The organism is Stenotrophomonas sp. BR163 (assembly GCF_047520985.2).
Taxonomy (GTDB): Bacteria; Pseudomonadota; Gammaproteobacteria; order Xanthomonadales; family Xanthomonadaceae; genus Stenotrophomonas; species Stenotrophomonas sepilia.
The window spans coordinates 44,452-63,988 of record NZ_JAXBRE020000019.1 but is presented as its reverse complement, the minus strand read 5'-3'; the positions used below and the strand labels follow the sequence as shown (position 1 = coordinate 63,988).

At 67.8% G+C, this 19,537-nt stretch carries 18 protein-coding genes and 1 other RNA gene; 13 read left to right on the top strand and 6 right to left on the bottom strand.

Going from position 1 to position 19,537, the window contains the following annotated elements:
• Nucleotides 1-168: 168 nt before the first annotated feature.
• The 4 genes from ACM0PY_RS15455 to ACM0PY_RS15440 form a co-directional block, all read right to left on the bottom strand.
• The gene (locus ACM0PY_RS15455) at nucleotides 169-1,554 is read right to left on the bottom strand and encodes an FAD-binding oxidoreductase (protein WP_180885333.1); all 1,386 of its coding nucleotides are present in this window, start codon (nucleotides 1,552-1,554) and stop codon (nucleotides 169-171) included.
• Nucleotides 1,551-2,132, bottom strand: coding sequence for a metal-dependent hydrolase (locus tag ACM0PY_RS15450; RefSeq protein ID WP_180885331.1), 582 nt, complete (start codon nucleotides 2,130-2,132; stop codon nucleotides 1,551-1,553). Before ACM0PY_RS15450 ends, ACM0PY_RS15455 begins: the two co-directional genes overlap by 4 nt.
• An 85-nt stretch (nucleotides 2,133-2,217) precedes the next feature.
• Nucleotides 2,218-2,586: a YraN family protein gene (locus ACM0PY_RS15445; protein ID WP_180885329.1), complete on the bottom strand. Its 369-nt coding sequence runs from the start codon at nucleotides 2,584-2,586 to the stop codon at nucleotides 2,218-2,220.
• Nucleotides 2,576-4,297, bottom strand: coding sequence for a penicillin-binding protein activator (locus ACM0PY_RS15440; RefSeq protein ID WP_180885327.1), 1,722 nt, complete (start codon nucleotides 4,295-4,297; stop codon nucleotides 2,576-2,578). Before ACM0PY_RS15440 ends, ACM0PY_RS15445 begins: the two co-directional genes overlap by 11 nt.
• 81 nt (nucleotides 4,298-4,378) lie before the next feature.
• Here ACM0PY_RS15440 and rsmI point away from each other — a divergent pair, with 81 nt between their 5' ends.
• From rsmI to rnpB, 4 genes are all read left to right on the top strand, one after another.
• On the top strand, nucleotides 4,379-5,197 hold the full coding sequence (rsmI, locus tag ACM0PY_RS15435; RefSeq protein ID WP_414609456.1) for a 16S rRNA (cytidine(1402)-2'-O)-methyltransferase: 819 nt from the start codon (nucleotides 4,379-4,381) through the stop codon (nucleotides 5,195-5,197).
• A 393-nt stretch (nucleotides 5,198-5,590) separates the two neighbouring features.
• Nucleotides 5,591-6,226, top strand: coding sequence for a DUF6058 family natural product biosynthesis protein (locus ACM0PY_RS15430; RefSeq protein ID WP_180885325.1), 636 nt, complete (start codon nucleotides 5,591-5,593; stop codon nucleotides 6,224-6,226).
• Nucleotides 6,227-6,343: 117 nt separating this feature from the next.
• Complete coding sequence (locus ACM0PY_RS15425; RefSeq protein WP_180885324.1) at nucleotides 6,344-7,159, top strand: PDZ domain-containing protein; 816 nt, start codon at nucleotides 6,344-6,346, stop codon at nucleotides 7,157-7,159.
• A gap of 80 nt (nucleotides 7,160-7,239) precedes the next feature.
• Nucleotides 7,240-7,591: RNase P RNA component class A (rnpB, locus tag ACM0PY_RS15420), an RNA gene on the top strand.
• Nucleotides 7,592-7,679: 88 nt separating this feature from the next.
• On the opposite strand, the gene ACM0PY_RS15415 is transcribed toward rnpB, so the two are convergent.
• Together ACM0PY_RS15415 and ACM0PY_RS15410 are read right to left on the bottom strand one after the other, a co-directional pair.
• Entirely contained in the window at nucleotides 7,680-8,159 is a 480-nt protein-coding gene (locus ACM0PY_RS15415; protein ID WP_134972848.1) for a DM13 domain-containing protein, read from the bottom strand.
• A 354-nt stretch (nucleotides 8,160-8,513) separates the two neighbouring features.
• On the bottom strand, nucleotides 8,514-9,302 hold the full coding sequence (locus tag ACM0PY_RS15410; RefSeq protein WP_180885320.1) for an NRDE family protein: 789 nt from the start codon (nucleotides 9,300-9,302) through the stop codon (nucleotides 8,514-8,516).
• A gap of 324 nt (nucleotides 9,303-9,626) precedes the next feature.
• Between ACM0PY_RS15410 and mraZ the strand changes: the two genes are divergently transcribed.
• From mraZ to murG, 9 genes are read left to right on the top strand one after another with little or no spacing between them, the layout of a single operon-like run.
• On the top strand, nucleotides 9,627-10,073 hold the full coding sequence (gene mraZ, locus ACM0PY_RS15405; RefSeq protein ID WP_004143635.1) for a division/cell wall cluster transcriptional repressor MraZ: 447 nt from the start codon (nucleotides 9,627-9,629) through the stop codon (nucleotides 10,071-10,073).
• A gap of 14 nt (nucleotides 10,074-10,087) precedes the next feature.
• Nucleotides 10,088-11,056, top strand: a complete 969-nt coding sequence (rsmH, locus tag ACM0PY_RS15400; RefSeq protein WP_049468237.1) for a 16S rRNA (cytosine(1402)-N(4))-methyltransferase RsmH — start codon at nucleotides 10,088-10,090, stop codon at nucleotides 11,054-11,056.
• A complete protein-coding gene (gene ftsL, locus ACM0PY_RS15395; RefSeq protein WP_005415286.1) occupies nucleotides 11,053-11,316 on the top strand; it encodes a cell division protein FtsL in 264 nt (87 codons plus the stop codon). The genes rsmH and ftsL overlap by 4 nt, the downstream gene beginning before the upstream one ends.
• Nucleotides 11,313-13,157 (top strand): peptidoglycan D,D-transpeptidase FtsI family protein, encoded by a 1,845-nt coding sequence (locus tag ACM0PY_RS15390; protein ID WP_069139504.1) that lies wholly within the window; start codon nucleotides 11,313-11,315, stop codon nucleotides 13,155-13,157. The genes ftsL and ACM0PY_RS15390 overlap by 4 nt, the downstream gene beginning before the upstream one ends.
• Nucleotides 13,154-14,662, top strand: coding sequence for a UDP-N-acetylmuramoyl-L-alanyl-D-glutamate--2,6-diaminopimelate ligase (locus ACM0PY_RS15385; protein ID WP_180885318.1), 1,509 nt, complete (start codon nucleotides 13,154-13,156; stop codon nucleotides 14,660-14,662). Before ACM0PY_RS15390 ends, ACM0PY_RS15385 begins: the two co-directional genes overlap by 4 nt.
• Nucleotides 14,659-16,053, top strand: coding sequence for a UDP-N-acetylmuramoyl-tripeptide--D-alanyl-D-alanine ligase (locus tag ACM0PY_RS15380; RefSeq protein WP_180885316.1), 1,395 nt, complete (start codon nucleotides 14,659-14,661; stop codon nucleotides 16,051-16,053). The genes ACM0PY_RS15385 and ACM0PY_RS15380 overlap by 4 nt, the downstream gene beginning before the upstream one ends.
• Nucleotides 16,043-17,128 (top strand): phospho-N-acetylmuramoyl-pentapeptide-transferase, encoded by a 1,086-nt coding sequence (gene mraY / locus ACM0PY_RS15375; RefSeq protein ID WP_061478394.1) that lies wholly within the window; start codon nucleotides 16,043-16,045, stop codon nucleotides 17,126-17,128. Before ACM0PY_RS15380 ends, mraY begins: the two co-directional genes overlap by 11 nt.
• A gap of 1 nt (nucleotide 17,129) precedes the next feature.
• Complete coding sequence (gene ftsW, locus ACM0PY_RS15370) at nucleotides 17,130-18,449, top strand: putative lipid II flippase FtsW (protein ID WP_188218676.1); 1,320 nt, start codon at nucleotides 17,130-17,132, stop codon at nucleotides 18,447-18,449.
• The gene (murG, locus tag ACM0PY_RS15365) at nucleotides 18,446-19,534 is read left to right on the top strand and encodes an undecaprenyldiphospho-muramoylpentapeptide beta-N-acetylglucosaminyltransferase (protein ID WP_005415293.1); all 1,089 of its coding nucleotides are present in this window, start codon (nucleotides 18,446-18,448) and stop codon (nucleotides 19,532-19,534) included. The genes ftsW and murG overlap by 4 nt, the downstream gene beginning before the upstream one ends.
• Nucleotides 19,535-19,537: the final 3 nt, after the last annotated feature.

Sequence of the window (19,537 nt, the reverse complement as noted above, 5' to 3'; positions counted from 1 at the left end):
GGGCCGAGCATGGCTCGGCTCCACAGGAGTGTGAAGGTGAACGACACGTGGTTGTAGAGCCGAGCCCACGCTCGGCTTGCGCGCGCAGCGCGGGCTTCATCGCAATCTGGTCGAAGAGCCGCCGAGCATGGGCTCGGCTCTACAGGAGTGCGAAGGAATGTGCGCGGTCTATGCCGGCGGCAGCACCTTGCCCGGGTTGAGGATGCCGTCCGGGTCCAGCGCGGCCTTGATCGCGCGCATCGTCGCCAGCGTGGCCGGGCTGAACGCCTGCGCCATGAAATCGCGCTTGGCCAACCCAATGCCATGCTCGCCGGACAGCGTGCCGCCCAGTGACAGCGTCAGTTCGAAGATCTTCGGCAGTGCGGCATGCGCGCGTGCGTTTTCGTCGGCGTCGTCCGGGTGGTAAAGAATGTTGACGTGCAGGTTGCCGTTGCCGGCATGACCGAAGGTGACGATGGTCAGCGTGTAGTCGCGTGCCAATGCCTGCACGCCAGCCACCAGCTCTGGAATGCGCGACACCGGCACCACCACGTCTTCATTGATCTTGCCGGGCGCGACGGTGCGCAGTGCCGGCGACAGTGCCTTGCGCGCGGCCCACAGCTGGTCGCGCGCGCGGCCCTCCATCGCCACGTCCAGCTCGATCATGCCGTCGCCTTCGGCGGCACTGGCCAGTGCCTGCAGCAGATAAGGCAGGGTGTCGTGGTCACCATCGGCCTCGACCAGCAGCATCGCGCCTGCCTCCGGCACATCGGCACCATTCATCCGCAGCAGCTCCAGGCTGCGCGCGTCCATGAATTCCAGGCGGGTGGGTACCACCGGCTGCGACATCAACCGCGATACGGCGGCCGCAGCAGCATCGGCATCGCGGTACAACACGCGCAGCCCGGCCTGGCTGACCGGCAGCGGGGTCAGTTTCAGCGTGGCTTCCACGATCAATGCCAGCGTACCTTCGCTGCCCACCAGCAGATGGGTCAGATCGTAGCCAGTGGCGTCTTTGGTGTAGGCGCCACCGCAGCGGATCACCTCGCCGGTGCCGGTCACCGCCACCAGGCCCAGCACGTTGTCGCGGCTGGTGCCGTACTTCACCGCGCGCGGGCCACCGGCGTTGCAGGCCAGGTTGCCCCCCACGCTGCAGATCTCCGCGCTGGATGGGTCCGGCGCCCAGAACAGGCCATGTGGCGCCAGCGCCTGCTGCAGCGTGCCGTTCAACACGCCCGGCTGCACGACCGCGCAGCGATCACCGGCGCGGATCTCCACGATGCGGTCCATGCGGGTGAACGAGAGTACGATGCTGCCCGGCTGCGGGACCGCGGCACCGGTGGTACCGGTGCCGGCACCGCGCGCGACCAGCGCCACGCCATGCGCGCGGCATGCACGCACCAGCGCCTGCACCTGCTCGATGTCCGCCGGAAACGCCACTGCAGCCGGCCGCTGATGGCGCCATGAGTTGTCCTGCGCATTCGCCTCCAGCGCGCCGTCATCCATGCGCCAGCCCTCCGTGCCCAGCAGGGTGGACAGTTCGGCAACCAGGGCAGCAGGCAGGGCAGGACTCATGACGGATCTCGTGGGGCAGCAGGAGCGGGTTGGATCAGTTTCCAGGCGACAACGGCGCCGGCCAGTGGCAGCCACACCAAGCGCAGTTCGGAGAGCAGGGTAGCCACGCCGCGTGCGCTGAAGAACTGTGGCGCGAACGGTGACACGCGGATGGGGCGCCACGGCGCGAAGAAGCGCTGTTCGCTCCACGGCCAGGCCAGCGCGACGCCCAGACCACCGGAGGTCATCGCATCGAGCAGCGGATGGCTGGCGGCGCAGGCGAAGACGAATACAGCGGCTTGTACGGTAGATGCCAACCTTGGTTGGCACACATCCGCCGACCAAGGTCGGCGACTGCCCAAGAACGCCAACGCCGCGGCCAATGCTGCCAGCACGCCGGCGAACAGCAGTGAGTGGCTGGCGCCGCGATGGCCGAAGGCATCGGCATAGGGAATGTGCAGGGCAAAGGCCAGTACATCGGCATCGGGCAGCATGGCGGCGATCACGCCGGCGGCCAGCAGGCGCGGCGGGATGCGGCCACGATCAGCGGCGCACCACAGCGCCAGCGGCACAGCGGCATGGGTGATGATCGACGGCATCAGTCACGCACCATGGTCGTACCGGCCGCGGGCCGGCTGCAGGTCCGACGGGTAGTGCCGGCCGCTGGCCGGCAAAGAGTAGCCATCAGCAGTCATCCAATCGGAACGCATCCCGCAGCCAATGCAGCTGCGGCGGTTCGCCGGTGGCTTCGACCACATCGAAACGGCAGGGCGCATTGGCCAGCGCCGGGTGGTCCTGCAGGTACAGCTGCGCGGCGTGGGCCAGGCGCCGGCATTTGCGCGCATCCACCGAGGCGGCGCCGCCACCGAAATCGGATCGCGCGCGGTAGCGCACTTCGACGAACACCACGGTGCCGGCATCGTCCATCACCAGGTCCAGTTCACCGCCGCGATATCGGACGTTGCGCGCACGCGGCCGCAGTCCGGCCTGTTGCAGGTGCTGCTCGGCGGCGGCTTCCACCGCCGAGCCACGTTGGCTGCGCTCAGCGACCACCGATGATCGGCATCGGCCGGCCGCCGTTGAAGGTCGACCAGGCCGGCTGGCGCAGGATGTTGCCGTTGCTGTCCAGGAACAGGGTGCCGGTGGCGCCGTCCAGGCCGCCTTCGTTAGACAGCTTGTCCAGGTAGGCGGTGATCTTCCAGGCGTCGGCACCGAAGGCGAACAGGCGGCCGGCCGCACCGCGTGCGCTCGGCAGGGTGCTGGCCACCTGGCTGGCCGACGGCAGGCCGGACACACTGCGCACGTTCCAGGCTTCGTTCGGATAGACGATGCCGTCCAGCGCCACGTCTTCTTCCACCTTGCCGCTGCCAACGGTCAGCTGCGACGTGCCAACGCGGGTCGCGCCGCCTGCACCGGCCAGCGCCAGCTGCGGCGCCAGCAGGCGCGCCTGCGGCGCACGCACGGCGAGGAACACGGCATCGACCTGGCCGGCGTTGCGCACCTGCGCGCCGACATCGCCGACGGCATCGGTGACGCCGATCGTGGCCACCACCTGGCCACCGCGCTGCGCGAAGCGCTGGGCAAAGGCGGCGGCGGCACGGCGGCCGGTGTCGTCAGCGCTGTTGATCACCAGCGCCTTGCCGCGCTCGCGGCCACGCAGGTACTCGGCGGCGACGATGCCGTCGTCTTCCGGTGCCAGCGAGAAGCCGGCACTGCCGGCCGGCGGTGCGTCCTTGCCGCGGTTCAGGGCCAGCACCGGCACCTGCAGCTGCTGCCGGCCGTACACGGCGTCCACTTCGTCGCGGCCCAGCGGACCGACCACGAAGTCGGCGCCGGAGGCGACGGCCTTGTCATAGGCGGCCAGGGCACCGGCCGGGGTGCCGGCGGTGTCGAAGAAGTTGATGTCCGGGCGGCGCCGGCTTTCACCGTAGTAGGCGCTCAACAGGCCATCGCGCACCGGCTGTGCGGCGGTGGCCAGGCGGCCGCTGAGCGGCAGCAGCACGGCCAGCTTGGCCGGCGGGCGGTAACCGTCGCTCATCGCCGGCGGGCGCTTGCTGGTGTCGAACTGGGCCGCGCCATCGCGGTCGAACGGGCGCGGCAGCGGCAGGCCGCGCGCGATCAGTGCACGGCCGGCGAAGTTGTAGAGCGGGTCGTTGGCCGGCAGGGCGGCGGCACGGCTGCGCAGGGTGGCGTCGTCGAGGGTGCCGAGCAGGCCGGCAATGGCGGCCTGGTTCTCGCTGCGCGCGCTGCCGGTCAGGCTGGAATGGGCGCGGGCCCGTTCGGTGGCGGCACCGAAGGCATCGCCGGTGCCCTGCAGGGCACTGGCACGGGCCAGGTACCAGCGTGTGCGCAGGGCCGGCAGCACGTTGTCGCCGTGGTCCTTCAGCAGGGCCAGCGCCTGCGCCGGCTGCTTGTCGGCCAGGGCGAGCTCGGCACTGGTCAGCTGGTAGCGCTGCAGGCTGGCGCCGGACAGCTGGCGTGCGGTGAGCTGGCCGAGCAGGCTGCGCGCGCGGGCACTGTCGCCTGCGAGGTGCCAGGCCCAGGCCGCATCGGCCAGTGCGTTGCTGCGGGCGCCGCCGCGCAGGGTGGAGGCCAGGCCTTCCAGCTGCAGCGCGGCATCGCGCGGCTTGCCCTGTTCGATCAGCGCCAGCGCCTGGCTCTGGGCCGGCGAATCGGGCGTGCTGGTCAGGCTGGTGGTGGCACAACCGGCCAGCAGCATCAGCGACAACGACAGGGCGGAGATCCGTGCGGCGGGCTTGTTCATGATCGGGTCCATGCGATGGGGGCAGCGGCCTTGGCCGGGTACACGCTACGATTCTACCCTTGCCCCGTGAGTACCGCTGAAATGAGTGTGCCAACCCTGTACGTCGTCGCCACGCCGATCGGCAACCTGGCCGATCTGAGCCCGCGCGCGCAGGAGGTGCTGCGTTCGGTGGCGGCCATCTGTGCCGAGGACACCCGCCGCAGCGGCCAGCTGCTGTCCCATTTCGGCATCCAGCAACCGCTGGTGGCCCTGCACGAACACAATGAAGAGGCCCTGGCGCAGCGCCTGGTTTCGCGATTGCAGGCCGGCGAGTCGCTGGCGCTGGTCAGCGATGCCGGTACCCCGCTGGTCAGTGACCCCGGTTTCCGCCTGGTGCGTGCCGCGCGCGCGGCGGGTATCAAGGTCAGCCCGGTGCCCGGTGCCTGCGCCGCCATCGCCGCGCTGAGCGTGGCCGGCCTGCCCAGCGACCGTTTCAGCTTCGAGGGTTTCCTGCCGGCCAGGGCCAGCGGCCGCCGCGACCGCCTGCAGGCGCTGGCCGGCGAAGTGCGCACGATGGTGTTCTACGAATCCTCGCACCGTATCGCCGAGTCGCTGGCCGACATGGCGGCGATCTTCGGCGGCGAGCGCCCGGCGGTGCTGGCCCGCGAGCTGACCAAGCTGTTCGAGACCGTGCTTGATGGCGACCTGGCGGGGCTGCTGGCCCAAGTCGAGGCCGACGACAACCAGCGCAAGGGCGAGTTCGTGGTGATGGTGCAGGGTGCCGGTGACGACGAGGAAGCGCAGCTGGCGCATGGTCGCCGCGTCTACGCGAAGCTGAGCGAGCACCTGCCGCCGTCGACCGCCGCCAAGCTGGCCGCGGAACTGACCGGTGCGCCGCGCAAGGCGCTGTACGGCAGTTGATCGCTCGCTCCGGGCCATGTCGGGGCAGCGCGCGGCGCGAAATGCGAAACGGTTCGGATCCGCCGGAGGGACGCCAACCTCTGCGGCGTGAACGTGCTCACGTGCGCGGCTGAGGGACGAATCCGGGGACAGGCGATGTCGTGATGAGCAGCAATGACCGACCCACTGATGATCGTACGAAGCCTGCAGCCTTGGGTATTGCGGGACGTCCTGCAGAGCGGCATTGAGATCAGTCGAGCCCGTGCGGATACTCCCGATGCGGAAGGGTGTCCGTAGTGTGACCCCATTTCCGAGGCGTCTGAGGCGTGAGGACCGGTGCTCGGGATGTCTGTCCTGGACGAAGACGCCCCTGCACACGCCTCTTCATCCCCCACTTGGGAGTAATTGTTCGAGATGGCATTGACAGCCTACCTTCAAGCTCATTTCCTGCCAAAGGATGCGTTCGCCGCATTCTGCAATGTGTCAGAAGAAAGACTCAGTCGCCTGATTGCAGTGGGCGCGGTGCCGCAGCCCACCTACACCTGCGAGGGTGGCGCCATCCGATCTGCAGTGTTCGGCTCCATTCCCATCAGCGAAGACCTTGTGGAGGAGTACTTCCGTACCGATTGCGCACGCTGGATACGCATTGCCGATCATGCACCACCGGGCAGTGAGCGGGCGGCTGTGGTCGACGTTCTGCTGCAGGAGCTCGAGGGCTACATGACAGCCGTGCTTGGGGATGCCAACGCTGCGCACGACAAGGCGCAACTGCTGCTCCCGCACTTCTTCAACGGGACCTTCGGTCTGTGTATCGCAGATCCGTCCACCGGCGCCGGCATCGCAAGAAAGGAGCTGCTCCAGGAACAACTGGTCGCACTCGCCAGTGACACCCACACTCCTCTCGACGCGCGTGTCGACAGGCAGGCGCTGCTGGCACTGATCGACGATTATGCGCGTGCGTCGATGCCGTTCTCGCCGGCCGAGTATGACCGTAGCAGCAGAAAGCGATGGGTCGACGATCTTCGCCGGGAGCTGGACGAAAAGTCCTGAAAAGCGTGCAGGCTGCATGGGTCATTCACAGCCTGGGACGCTGGAATGCGAATGAGCGGCGGAATTCTGGGGGTGAAGGAATGAAGCTCTCAAATTTACTTGAGGGAGGGAAGACAGATGCTGGAAAAGGGACTGTTCCTGCTGTTCGCTCTGGCCGACGTGCCAGCTCCTGCAGCTGAAGGGCCGCCACCTGCGGCCATTACCGAAGCCGATCTGGGCCCGGACTATGTTGGCTACCTGCTGTTCGATCCGGGGTTGGTCGAATTCAATCGGCTGCAGTCGGTCCGCGATTACAGCAATTACCTGACCTATCGCGCGGCACGTGACGCGTTGGAGAACTACGAGGGATGTCTGCAGGTGGGGGCCGGCAACCACGCACAGATCGAGGCGGCCTACCAGCAATTGGTGAACAGCCAGCAGCGGTACGTCAGCGCGGCGCAATGGCGCGACCTGCGGCAGGCCCTGCGTGCGGGGCGCGAGCCGGTACCCGAGCGCGCGTCGTGGCAATGCGCCGCATTCGTGGACAACGCGCCGTATTTCGATGCGGGGTTGGACGATGCACTGCTGGGCGCCACCGAATTGGCGCGCGAACAGGCCGGGGAAGGGGATTCGCGTAGCGATGCGCTGCGCCCGGTCCTCGGCGTTCAGATGGGGGGTGCGACCGTGATCGAATCCGAGCCTGACGAGGGTCCGGCCCATCGCGCCGGCCTGCGCAAGGGGGATGAGGTGCTGGCCGTGGCGGGTACCCGAGTGAAGACCGTCTTCGGTATCGGCCAAGCGTTGAAAGCCCACGCGCCGGGCGATCGCGTGGACGTGCGCGTCCGCCGCATTGAATGGGACGGTTCGCGACCGCAGGTGCGGGAATTGATCGTCGGGGTGGTGCTGGAGTCGCGGGCGGCGGTGATGGCGAGGGCGAAGGCGAAGGGCCGCTAGAGCCACACCACGCGTGGATGAACCGGACGCCGCGATCGGCACGGCAGGAAAGGCGTGCGTACGCTAGAATGCGCGCTGGCGGAGTCGGCCAGACAGTCGCGTCATCCCTTCGGGGGTGCCGAGGAAAGTCCGGGCTCCATAGGGCAAGGTGCCAGGTAACGCCTGGGCGGCGCAAGCCGACGGAAAGTGCAACAGAAAGATACCGCCTACGTCTTCTTCGGAAGGCCGGTAAGGGTGAAATGGTGCGGTAAGAGCGCACCGCGAGTCTGGCAACAGACCGGCACGGCAAACCCCACCTGGAGCAAGACCAAATAGGGATCCTTTGGCGCGGCCCGCGTTGGATCCGGGTAGGTTGCTTGAGCGTTGCGGTGACGTAACGCCTAGAGGAATGACTGTCCACGACAGAACCCGGCTTATCGGCCGGCTCCGCCTCTTTCTTCTTCCACGCATGGCGTGGATCTACCGTGATTCCGGGGTCGGATCCCTTTCCAGAGGAAAGGGATCCGACCCCATGCCCTGATCAGCCCGGCATGCGGTACTGCCCGGCGGAAATGAACTGCGAGAAGCGTTCGCACCACACCACGACGGTGGTGTAGTCGTTCACATCCACGTTCGCGGGCACCTCCACCAGGAAGCGGTTGAAGGTCTTTACCTCGCCGATGCGCTGGGCCTGCGCCTTGATCTTCAGGAAGTCGGCCTTGTTGTCGACGAAATCGCGAACCAGGTACACCTTGTAATCCGGGCCCGGTCCCATCTTCCCGTCGAAGGCGACCTGGGTGGCACTGACGCTGACCTTGCCTTCGGCCCAGTGCACCGCGTCGCTGCCTTTCAGGTCGCGGCGGAAAGTGGTGCGGTAGGTGGCGTCCTTCATCGCGGCCTGTACCTGGGCGGCCGGCGGGTCATCGGGGGCGATCAGGATCGGCAGGAAGTAGACGCCCAGGCCGAAGCCCAGGCCGAGGGTGAGCAGGTGGGTGGCGAGCAGGATGAGGATGCGGCGCATGGGGCCTCCTTGTGGTTGCGGTCGATCGCGCGGCGTGGTGCCGGGCGCGACCACCCTGGGAGGTCAGGGCCGACATTTATAGACACAGTGCCGAATGCGAAAAGGACACAGTGGGTGGGCTGGAATGCCGGAACCCCTGTGGTACGGGCACATTGCGGTCGCGGCTGAAAGCTGAATGACGTTTCAAGCCCGCTGCGATGGCGACCGCCGTCACGTGGATCGCGACAGCAAGCTGCGGGTAGTGCCGGCCGCTGGCCGGCAGCTTCATGGCGAATCCGAGCATCCAAAGGCTGCCGGCCAGCGGCCGGCACTACCCCCACCAGGAGCATCTGGCCAAGGGCGGTCATGACCAGGTCAGAAAATGACGTGGCTTTGTCCGCTCGGTACACCCTGCGGGCCGAAGCGGCGTTCGTGGATCTCGCCGTGGCCGTCGGCGTCGATCAGCAGCACGGTGCTGGCGCGGGTGCCGTAGTCGTCGCCGCGGATGAAGGCCGGGCTCAACCAGCGCTCGCGTTCCAGGCCGATGCCGGTGTCGGGCAGGTCGCTGTCGGCGGGGCGGTGTTCATCGGCCAAGGCATTCCAGAGCGGGGTCAGGTCCGGGGTCAGATCCCTTTCGCGTTGCGAAAGGGATCTGACCCCGTCTGCTTCCAGCCATGCCGACAGCGCGGCCATCAGCCGTCGGGTCTTCGGCCAGGGCGCGTCCAGCGTGCCGTTGGACATGCCGTGGACGCCCGGGCCAAGCGTCTGCCGTTCGGCGGGATGGTTGCCCAGGTACTCCAGGCTGTCGCCATCGGCCAGCAACAGATTGAATGGGGCGTAGGCACCCGCCACGGTTGCCAACCGCTCGATATGCACGGCGGCCGGGTCGCGGCCGCGCAGGAAGTCGGCCATCAGCGCGCCCCGCGACGGTCCGGTCTGGGCCGCCAGCGGGTCGCGGACGTTGGTGACCACCGCCATCCGGCCCGAGGCGCCGACTCCGGCCCAGCCACCGCCGGAGCGCAGGTCGCGTCCCCCGATGACGGAGGTCTCATCCTGCCAGGGGGCCAGCGCCGCGGTGGGGCGGGCGTGGAACTCATCACGGTTGCCGGTCATCACCAGCCGCCAGCGCGGGTGGTGCATCCAGCCAAGAGCAAGCAGGCACATGGCCTCATTGTGCACCGTTTGCGCAGTCTGGCGCCGTTTCCGGCCCGGCTCGGATGAATGCGCGGCCGATGTTTCACGCCCCGTCCACGCCCCTGAACTTCCGTTCAATCTCAAAAATTGAGACGGATCAGCAACTTGTGGATAAGCCTTGAACAATTCTCTAAAGGTTGTTGCAAGCCATTGATGCGGCTGGCGATTTCCCTGCCGAAAAGTTGTTGACAACCCTCGGCCCGCTGCTAAGGTGGGCATCAGAGGGAAATCCGGGTGTTTTGTGGGTTTTCGTGGTTCAATGTTTCACCGGGCGAAGGACAAGGTGCAGGCGTCGTGTTCCAGGGCGAGACGGCCATCACAGTTGACGACAAGGGGCGCATGGCGGTTCCCACCGCTTACCGCGACCTCGTCGCGCGCGCCAGCAACAACCGTCTCGTGCTGACCTACAACCCGTTCGAAGCCGGCTGCCTGTGGCTGTACGCAGAGTCGGAATGGGAACGGGTCCGCGACGATGTGATGTCCAAGCCCAACACCCAGCGCGTCGTGCGCCTGTTGCAGCAGAAGCTGGTCGGCTCGGCCGCCCATCTGGAGCTGGACGGCAACGGTCGCATCAGCATCCCCGCCAGCCACCGCGGTGCGGTGGGCATTGAGAAGAAGGCGGTATTGCTCGGCATGGGCGACAAGTTCGAATTGTGGAGCGAGCAGGCGCATCGGGCCCTGATCCAGCAGACGTTGTCTGACGAGGATCTGGGTGATGGGTTGCTCGACCTGAAGTTGTGAGCCGGGGTGCCCGGATGCGCCCAGAAGCGCAGGCCGGTCACCTTCCGGTGTCGCAGTCGCCGGCGGTGCACCTGCCGGTCCTGTACACCCAGGTCCTTGAAGGCCTGAGGGTGATCGAAAACGGACGTTATCTGGATGGCACGTTCGGTCGTGGCGGTCATGCACGTGGCGTGCTCACCCAGCTCGGTCCCGAGGGGCGCCTGCTGGTCATGGACAAGGATCCGGAAGCCATCGCCGTTGCCGAGCGCGATTTCGCGCCGGACCCGCGCGTGTCCATCTTCCGTGGCAGCTTCGCCCAGCTGCTGCAGTGGGATGCGACGGCCGAAGGCCTGGACGGCGTGCTGTTCGACCTGGGCGTGTCGTCGCCGCAGCTGGATGTGGCCGAACGTGGCTTCAGCTTCGGCAAGGACGGCCCGCTGGACATGCGCATGGACCCGGACAGCGGTGAAAGCGCTGCGCAGTGGATCAACCGCGTGGAAGAGCGCGAGATCGCCGATGTGCTGTGGACCTACGGCGAAGAGCGCCAGAGCCGGCGCATCGCTCGCGCCATCGTGGCCCGCCGCGAGAAGCAGCCGTTCTCCCGCACCGCAGAACTGGCCGAGCTTATCGCCTCGGTGATGCCGCGTGGCAAGGACAAGATCCACCCGGCCACGCGCAGCTTCCAGGCCATCCGCATCCACATCAACCGCGAGCTGGCAGACCTGGAAGCGGGGCTCGATGCGGCGGTGGAACGGCTCAAGCCCGGTGGCCGTCTGGCGGTGATCAGCTTCCACTCGCTGGAAGACCGCATCGTCAAGCAGTACATGAACCGCCTGGCCAAGGCGCCGCCGGCCAACCGCCGCCTGCCCGAGGCCGTTGCGTTCGTGCCGACGCTGGACCTGATCGGCGGGGCCATCAAGGCCACCGACGAAGAGCTGGCCGCCAACCCGCGCGCCCGCAGCGCCGTGCTGCGCGTGGCCCAGAAGCGGGAGGCCGACGCATGAGCCGGCTGCTGCTGATCATCCTGTTGGCCTGCACCGTGGCCTCGGCGATCGGCGTCGTGTTCGTGCGTCACCGTCATCGGCAGACGTTCATCGAGCTGTCGCGCGCCGAGCGCAAGCGCGATGACATCAACCTGGAATTCGGCCGCCTGCAGCTGGAGCAGGCCACGCTGGCCGAAGCCAACCGTGTCGATCGCATCGCCCGCGAAAAGCTCGGCATGAAGTTCCCCGAGGCCGCCGACATCGTGGTGGTGCGCCCATGAGCAAGGCCGGTCGCAACCGTCCACGCAATGCCTTCAACCTGCGCCAGCGCCTGCGCTGGGTCGCGCTGGCGCTCGGCCTGTGCTCGGTGTCGCTGGTCGGCCGCGCGGCCTACGTACAGATCATCAACAGCGACTTCTACCAGCGCCAGGGTGAGGCCCGCTACCTGCGCGAGCTGCCGATCAAGACTTCGCGCGGCATGATCACCGACCGCAACGGCGAGCCGCTAGCGGTGTCCACGCCGGTTGCCTCGATCTGGGTCAACCCGCAGGACCTGCTGCGTTCGCCCGAACGCATCCCCGAGCTGGCCCAGGCGGTCGGCATGTCGGTGGATGAGCTGAGCAGCCGCCTGTCGCAGAAGTCGGACAAGGAATTCATGTACCTGCGTCGCCGGATCAATCCGGACGAGGCAGAGAAGGTGGTCGCGCTGAAGATTCCGGGCGTGGCCGCGCAGCGCGAGTTCCGCCGCTTCTACCCGCAGGGTGAGGCGATGGCGCACGTGCTGGGCTTCACCAACATCGATGATCGCGGCCAGGAAGGCCTGGAACTGGCCTTCGACGAATGGCTGCGCGGCAAGCCCGGTGCGAAGCGGGTGATCCGCAACCGCAAGGGCGAGACCGTCGAAAGCGATCTGCTGCGTGCCGCTGAGCCGGGCAAGGACCTGACCCTCAGCATCGACCGCCGCATCCAGTACCTGGCCTTCAAGGAACTGCGCAACGCGCTTGTGGCCAACAAGGCGGCCGGCGGTTCAATGGTGATCATGGACGTGACCACCGGCGAGATCCTGGCCATGGTCAACCTGCCGACCTACAACCCGAATTCGTTGACCGGCGCGATCCCTGATACGCGCCGCAACCGCGCGGTGACCGACCTGGTCGAGCCGGGTTCGACGATGAAGCCGCTGACCATCGCCACCGCGCTGCAGGCCGGTGTGGTGACCAAGGACACCATCATCGACACCAACCCGGGCTACATGACGCTGGGTCGCTTCACCATCCGCGACGTGCCACGCAACAACGGCGTGCTGAACGTGACCGGCGTGATCACCCGCAGTTCGAACGTGGGTGCAGCCAAGGTTGCGGCGAAGATGCCGGACCAGACCTTCTACGACGGCGTGCGCCGCTTCGGCTATGGCTCGGCGCCGCACAGCGGGTTCCCGGGTGAATCGGCCGGTGTGGTAATGCGTCCGGCGCGCTGGTCGGGGACCACCAAGACCACCATGTCCTACGGCTACGGCCTGTCGGTCACGCCGCTGCAGATTGCCACCGCCTACTCGGCGCTGGCCAACGGCGGGCGCCTGATCGCGCCGACCTTCGTCAAGGGCCAGCGCAACGAAGGCCAGCAGATCATCGACGAGAACGTCGCCAGGCAGGTGGTGGCGATGATGGAGACGGTGGTCACCCAGGGCGGCGCCAAGCAGGCGGCGGTGCTGGGCTACCGCGTGGCCGGCAAGACCGGCACCGCGCGCAAGGCCGGTCCGGGTGGTTACGAGCGCGGCCATTACAACGCGCTGTTTGCCGGCGTGGTGCCGGCCACCAACCCGCGCTTCGCCACCGTCATCGTCATCAACGATCCGCAGGCCGGCAAGTTCTACGGCGGCCTGGTGTCGGCGCCGGTCTATCACAACGTGATGGAAGGCACCCTGCGCCTGATGGACGTGCCGCTGGACGACCTGCAGTCGTGGCTGGCCGCACAGCAGTCGGGCAAGGTCGGCCATTCGGCCTCGATCCTGCCCGCACCGCCGGCCGAGACCGCGCTGCCGGTCGATGCCGCCGCTGAATTCGATGCTGCGCTGCCGAGCGCGCAAGCCCAGACGCCGCCCGCTACGGGAGGCACGCAATGAGTCCTTCGATGTTGCTTTCGCAGTTGCTTCCGGACGTGGCCCTGGCGGGCCATGATCCCGTTCTGACCGGCCTGGTGCTGGACAGCCGCGCCGTGCGCCCCGGCAATGCCTTCGTCGCCATCGCCGGTTTCGGCGCGCATGGGCTGGGTTTTGTCGAGCAGGCCCGTGCGGCCGGTGCCAGCGCCATCCTGTTCGAGCCACCGGCACCGGCCGAGCTGCCGGCGCCGGCCGATGCGATCGCCGTGCCGGGCCTGCGGGCGCGCATGGGGGCGATGGCCGACCAGTTCCACGGCGCGCCGTCGCGGGCGATGGCGATGGTCGGCGTGACCGGTACCAACGGCAAGACCTCCACCGTGCAGCTGCTGGCCCAGGCCTGGCACCTGCTCGGAACGCCCAGTGGCAGTATCGGCACGTTGGGCGCCGGACTTTATGGTGCGGTCGAGCCGACCGGATTCACCACGCCGCTGGTACTGCAGATGCATGCGCTGCTGGCACAGCTGCGCGACGCCGGTGCGCGCGCGGTGGCGATGGAAGTCAGCTCGCACGCGCTGGACCAGGGCCGCGTGGATGCCGTGCACTACGACGTGGCGGTGTTCACCAACCTCACCCGCGACCATCTGGACTACCACGGTGACATGGCCAGCTACGGCGCGGCCAAGGCGCGGCTGTTCCATCGCCCGGGCCTGAAGGCGGCGGTGGTCAACCTGGACGACGCCTTCGGTCGCCAGCTGTTCGCTGGCCTGCCTGCCGGCGTGCAACCGATCGGCCTGAGCTCGCGCGATGCCGCTGACGCCAGCGTGCGCGCTGAAGCGCTGCAGCTGGATGGGCGCGGTATTGCCTTCGAGCTGGTCATCGACGGCCAGCGCGCCGCGGTGCAGTCGCCGCTGCTGGGCCGCTTCAACGTGGACAACCTGCTGGCCGTGGCCGGCACCCTGCAGGCGCAGGGCCAGCCGCTGCCGCGCATCGCCGAGGTGCTGTCGGCGCTGCAGCCGATCCGTGGCCGCATGAACCGCCTCGGCGGCGAAGACGGCCTGCCGACCGTGGTGGTCGACTACGCACATACCCCGGACGCGCTGGAGCAGGCGCTGGACAGCCTGCACGGCCATCTGCAGGGCACGCTGTTCTGCGTGTTCGGCTGCGGTGGCGAGCGCGATACCGGCAAGCGTCCGCAGATGGCGGCGATTGCCGAGCGCCTGGCCAACCAGGTCATTGTCACCGACGACAACCCGCGTGGCGAGAATGGCGACGTGATCGTGGCCGACATCCTGGCCGGCTTCCAGCACGCCGATGCCGTGACCGTGCAGCGCAACCGCGCGCGTGCGATCGGCCTGGCGGTGAAGCGTGCCGGTGCCGGCGACATCATCCTGATTGCCGGCAAGGGCCATGAGCCGTACCAGGAAGTGAATGGCGTGCGTCATGACTTCGACGACACCGAAGTGGCTGCGGCTGCACTGGCGGCCAAGGCCGGTGTTCTGCAGGCACAGGCCGGGGAGGGCGCCGCATGAAGCGCACCCTGCTTTCGCTGATCGCACACTGGGCCGGTGGCGAGATCCACGGCGACGACGTGGCCATCGATGCAGTCAGCAATGACACCCGCAACCTGGGCCCGGGCAGCCTGTATGTGGCGCTGCGCGGTGAGCGTTTCGACGGGCATGACTTCGCTGCCGACGCGCAGGCGCGCGGTGCCAGTGCGCTGCTGGTCGAGCGGCTGCTGCCGATCGAGCTGCCGCAGGTACTGGTGGCCGACAGCGAGCTGGCACTGGCGAAGATCGCCACCGGCATGCAGCGTGACCGTGGCACCGAGGTGTTCGCGATCACCGGCAGCAATGGCAAGACCAGCGTGAAGAGCCTGCTGCTGTCGATCCTGCAGCAGGTGGCCCAGCACGCGCACAAGGTGGTCTACGCCAACCCGGGCAACCGCAACAACGAGATCGGCCTGCCGCTGGCGGTGATCGATGCACCGGAAGATGCCGACTACGCTGTCTACGAGATGGGCGCCGGCAAGCCGGGCGATATCGCCTACCTGACCGATATCGCCCGCCCGCGCTATGCGCTGGTCAACAACATTGCCCCGGCACACCTGGAACGCATGGGCAGCCTGCTCGGCGTGGCGGTGACCAAGGGCGCGATCTATGCCGCGCTGCCGGCCGATGGCGTGGCAGTGATCAACGCCGACGATGCCTACGGCCGCTGGTTCGAGCAGCACTTCATCAGCACCCCGGCGCGTTGCCGCGTGCTGCGCTACGGCCTCGAACACTCGGCGGACGTGACCGCGCGCGACATCCGCGCCGGTGCACAGGGCAGCCAGTTCACCCTGGTCGCACCGACCGGCGAAGCCCGCGTGGTGCTGGGCCTGCCGGGTCGCCACAACGTCAGCAATGCGCTGGCCGCCGCCAGCCTGGCGCTGGCGGCCGGTGTCGATCTGGCGCTGATTGCGGCCGGGCTGGCCGAGGCGCAGCCGGTACCGGGACGCCAGATCGCCCATCAGCTGCGCAACGGCGCGGTGCTGGTGGACGACAGCTACAACGCCAATCCCGGCTCGCTCGCTGCGGCCATCGATGCCCTGGCCACTGCCCCGGAAGAGGGCTGGCTGGTGCTGGGTGACATGCGCGAGCTGGGCCCGGATGCCGAAGCGCTGCATGCGCAGGCCGGCATCCGCGCACGCGCCGCCGGCCTCAAGCGCCTGTATGCGCTGGGCCCGCTCAGTGCCGCCGCCGCCACCGCCTTCGGCGACGGCGGCCGTCATTTCGCCACCCATGACGCGCTGTCGCAGGCGCTGAAGGACGAGCTGCACGCCGGCGTGCGCTGCCTGGTCAAGGGTTCCCGTGGCAGCGCCATGGACACGATTGTCAAAGCGCTGCTGGCGCAAGGAGAGGAATCCCCGCATGTTGTATGAACTGGCTCGATGGTTGCAGCAGTTGGAGAGCCTGTTCGGGCTGTTCAACTACCAGACGTTCCGCGCCATCCTTGCCGCGCTGACGGCCCTGTTCCTGTCGCTGTGGTTCGGCCCGGCGATGATCCGCAAGCTCGCCCAGTTCAAGGGCGGCCAGCCGATCCGCCAGGACGGTCCGCAAACCCATTTCTCCAAGGCCGGCACGCCGACCATGGGCGGTTCGCTGATCCTGCTCACCATCACCCTGTCGGTGCTGATGTGGGCGGACCTGCGCAACCGCTACGTGTGGCTGGTGCTGGCGGTGATGCTGTGCTTCGGCGCCATCGGCTGGTATGACGACTGGATCAAGATCGTCCGCCGTGACCCGAACGGCCTGAAGTCGCGCTGGAAGTATCTGCTGCAGTCGATCTTCGGCCTTGCCGCGGGCCTGTTCCTGTTCTACACGGCCGACGTGCCGGCAGCGCTGACCTTCTACATCCCGATGTTCAAGTCGGTCGCGCTGCCGCTGGCCGGCATCGGCTTCGTGGCCATCGCCTACTTCTGGATCGTCGGCTTCTCCAACGCGGTGAACCTGACCGACGGCCTGGACGGTCTGGCAATCATGCCGACCGTGCTGGTGGCCTGCGCGCTGGGCGTGTTCGCCTATGCCTCGGGCAACGTGGTGTTCGCCAACTACCTGCAGATCCCGCAGATCCCGGGCGCGGGCGAGCTGGTCATCATCTGCGCGGCCATCGCCGGTGCCGGCCTGGGCTTCCTGTGGTTCAACACCTATCCGGCCATGGTCTTCATGGGCGACATCGGCGCGCTGGCGCTGGGTGCGGTGCTGGGCACGATCGCGGTGATCACCCGCCAGGAACTGGTGCTGGTGATCATGGGCGGCGTGTTCGTCATCGAAACGCTGTCGGTGATGATCCAGGTCGCCTCGTTCAAGCTGACCGGCAAGCGCGTGTTCCGCATGGCGCCAATCCACCACCATTTCGAACTGAAGGGCTGGCCGGAGCCGCGCGTGATCGTGCGCTTCTGGATCATCTCCGTCGTGCTCGTGCTGATCGGCCTGGCCACGTTGAAGGTGCGCTGAGATGAACGACCTGTCCCGCCAGGCAACACGCCTTGAAGCCATCGAAGGCAGCTACGACAAGTGGCTGCTGGGCGCGATCATCGCGCTCACCGGCGTGGGCGTGGTGATGGTGGCGTCCAGCTCGATCGCCTTGATGAGCAGCCCGTTCTACTACCTCAACCGCCACCTGATCTTCCTGGCGGTGGGTATCGTGCTGGCGGTCATCGCCGCCCGCACCGAGCTGAAATCCATCGAGCAGTACAACCAGATGCTGCTGCTGGGCTGCTTCGTGCTGCTGCTGGCGGTGTTCGCGCCGGGCCTGGGCAGCACGGTCAACGGCGCACGCCGCTGGATCAACCTGGGCATCTCCAAGTTCCAGACGGTCGAGGCGGTGAAGGTGCTGTACATCGTCTGGCTGTCCAGCTACCTGGTGCGCTTCCGCGACGAGGTCAATGCGACCTGGCCGGCGATGCTCAAGCCGCTGGGCGTGGCCGGTGCGCTGGTGGTGCTGCTGCTGCTGCAGCCGGACTTCGGTTCTTCGACCCTGCTGCTGGCGATCACCGCCGGCATGCTGGTGCTGGGCGGGGTGAACATGCCGCGCATGTCGATGCCGGTGGTCATCGGCCTGGTCGGCATGAGCGCGCTGGCGATCATCGAGCCGTACCGCATGCGCCGCATCACCTCGTTCCTGGACCCGTGGGCCGACCAGCAGGGCGACGGCTACCAGCTGTCCAACGCGCTGATGGCGGTGGGCCGTGGCGAGTGGACCGGCGTCGGCCTGGGCAATTCGGTGCAGAAGCTGTACTACCTGCCGGAAGCGCATACCGACTTCATCTTCTCGGTCACCGCCGAGGAATTCGGTTTCCTCGGTACCTGCGTGATCGTGGCCCTGTACGCGCTGCTGGTCGGCCGTACCTTCTGGCTGGGCATGCGCTGCGTGGAAATGAAGCGCCACTTCTCCGGCTACATCGCCTTCGGCATCGGCCTGTGGATCAGCATGCAGACCTTCGTTTCGATCGGCGTGAACCTGGGCATCCTGCCGACCAAGGGCCTGACTCTGCCGCTGATCTCCTCCGGCGGCTCGTCGGTGCTGATGACCTGCGTGGCGATGGGCCTGCTGCTGCGCGTGTCCTACGAGCTCAAGCGCGCCGAGCGTCGCCAGGCCGTGCGCATCGGTGGCGCCGAAGAAACCGCTGCCGAGTCGATGGAACCCGCCGCCACGCCGGCGGCCGCCAGCGTGCCGGTGAGCGCCGAGCCGACGGCTGCCGCTGCGGCGAACGCCGCGCGCGGCACCAGCCGCCTGCAGTCGCGCATCGAACCGACCTTCGGGAGGCTGTCATGAGTGCAGCCAACGAGAAGGTGCGCCCGGTGATGATCCTGGCCGGTGGTACCGGCGGTCACATCTTCCCCGGCCTGGCCGTGGCCCGCGTGCTGCGCGAGCGTGGCGTGCCGGTCACCTGGATGGGCGCCGAAGGCGCGATGGAAACCCGCCTGGTGCCGCAGCACGACATCGCCATCGACACGCTGGCGATCACCGGCCTGCGCGGCAAGGGCAAGCTGGCGCTGCTGGCGGCGCCATGGCGGCTGATGCGTGCGCTGCGCGCGGCCGGCATGATCATCCGCAAACGCCAGCCGCGTGCGGTGGTGGCCTTCGGTGGCTTCGCCTCCGGCCCGGGTGGCATGGCCACGCGCCTGCATGGCCTGCCGCTGATCGTGCATGAGCAGAACCGTGCGCCCGGCCTGACCAACCGCATCCTGTCGCGTTATGCGCGCCGGCTGCTGACCGGTTTCCCGGGCACTTTCGCCCAGCGCGAGGAATTCGTCGGCAACCCGGTGCGTGCGGAGATCGCCGCCATCGCTCCGCCGGAACAGCGCTTCGCCGACCGCAACGGCCCGCTGCGCGTGCTGGTGGTGGGTGGCAGCCAGGGTGCGCGCGCACTCAATGCCGGCGTGCCGCAGGCGATCGCCGCGCTGGGTGCCGGCGTGCCGGTGCAGGTGCGCCACCAGAGTGGCGAGAAGATGCATGCCGAGGCGGTCGAGGCGTATGCCAAGGCCGGCGTGCAGGCGGAAATCACCCCGTTCATCGCCGACATGGCCGAGGCCTTCGCCTGGGCCGATCTGGTCGTGTGCCGCTCCGGTGCGTCGACCCTGGCCGAGCTGTGCGCGGCCGGCGTCGGCAGCGTGCTGGTGCCATTCCCCGCTGCCGTCGACGATCACCAGACCCGCAATGCGGAGTACCTGGTCGAGCGCGGCGCGGCGGTGTTGCTGAAGCAGGACGGAACGCTGGCCGACGGCATTGCCGCACTGCTGCGCGATCTGTCCGAAAATCCCGCCCGCCGCATGCAGATGGCGCAAGCCGCGCGTGCCCTGGCCAAGGTCGATGCCGCCGAGCGCATCGCCGATATCATTCTCGAGGAAGCTGTATGAAGA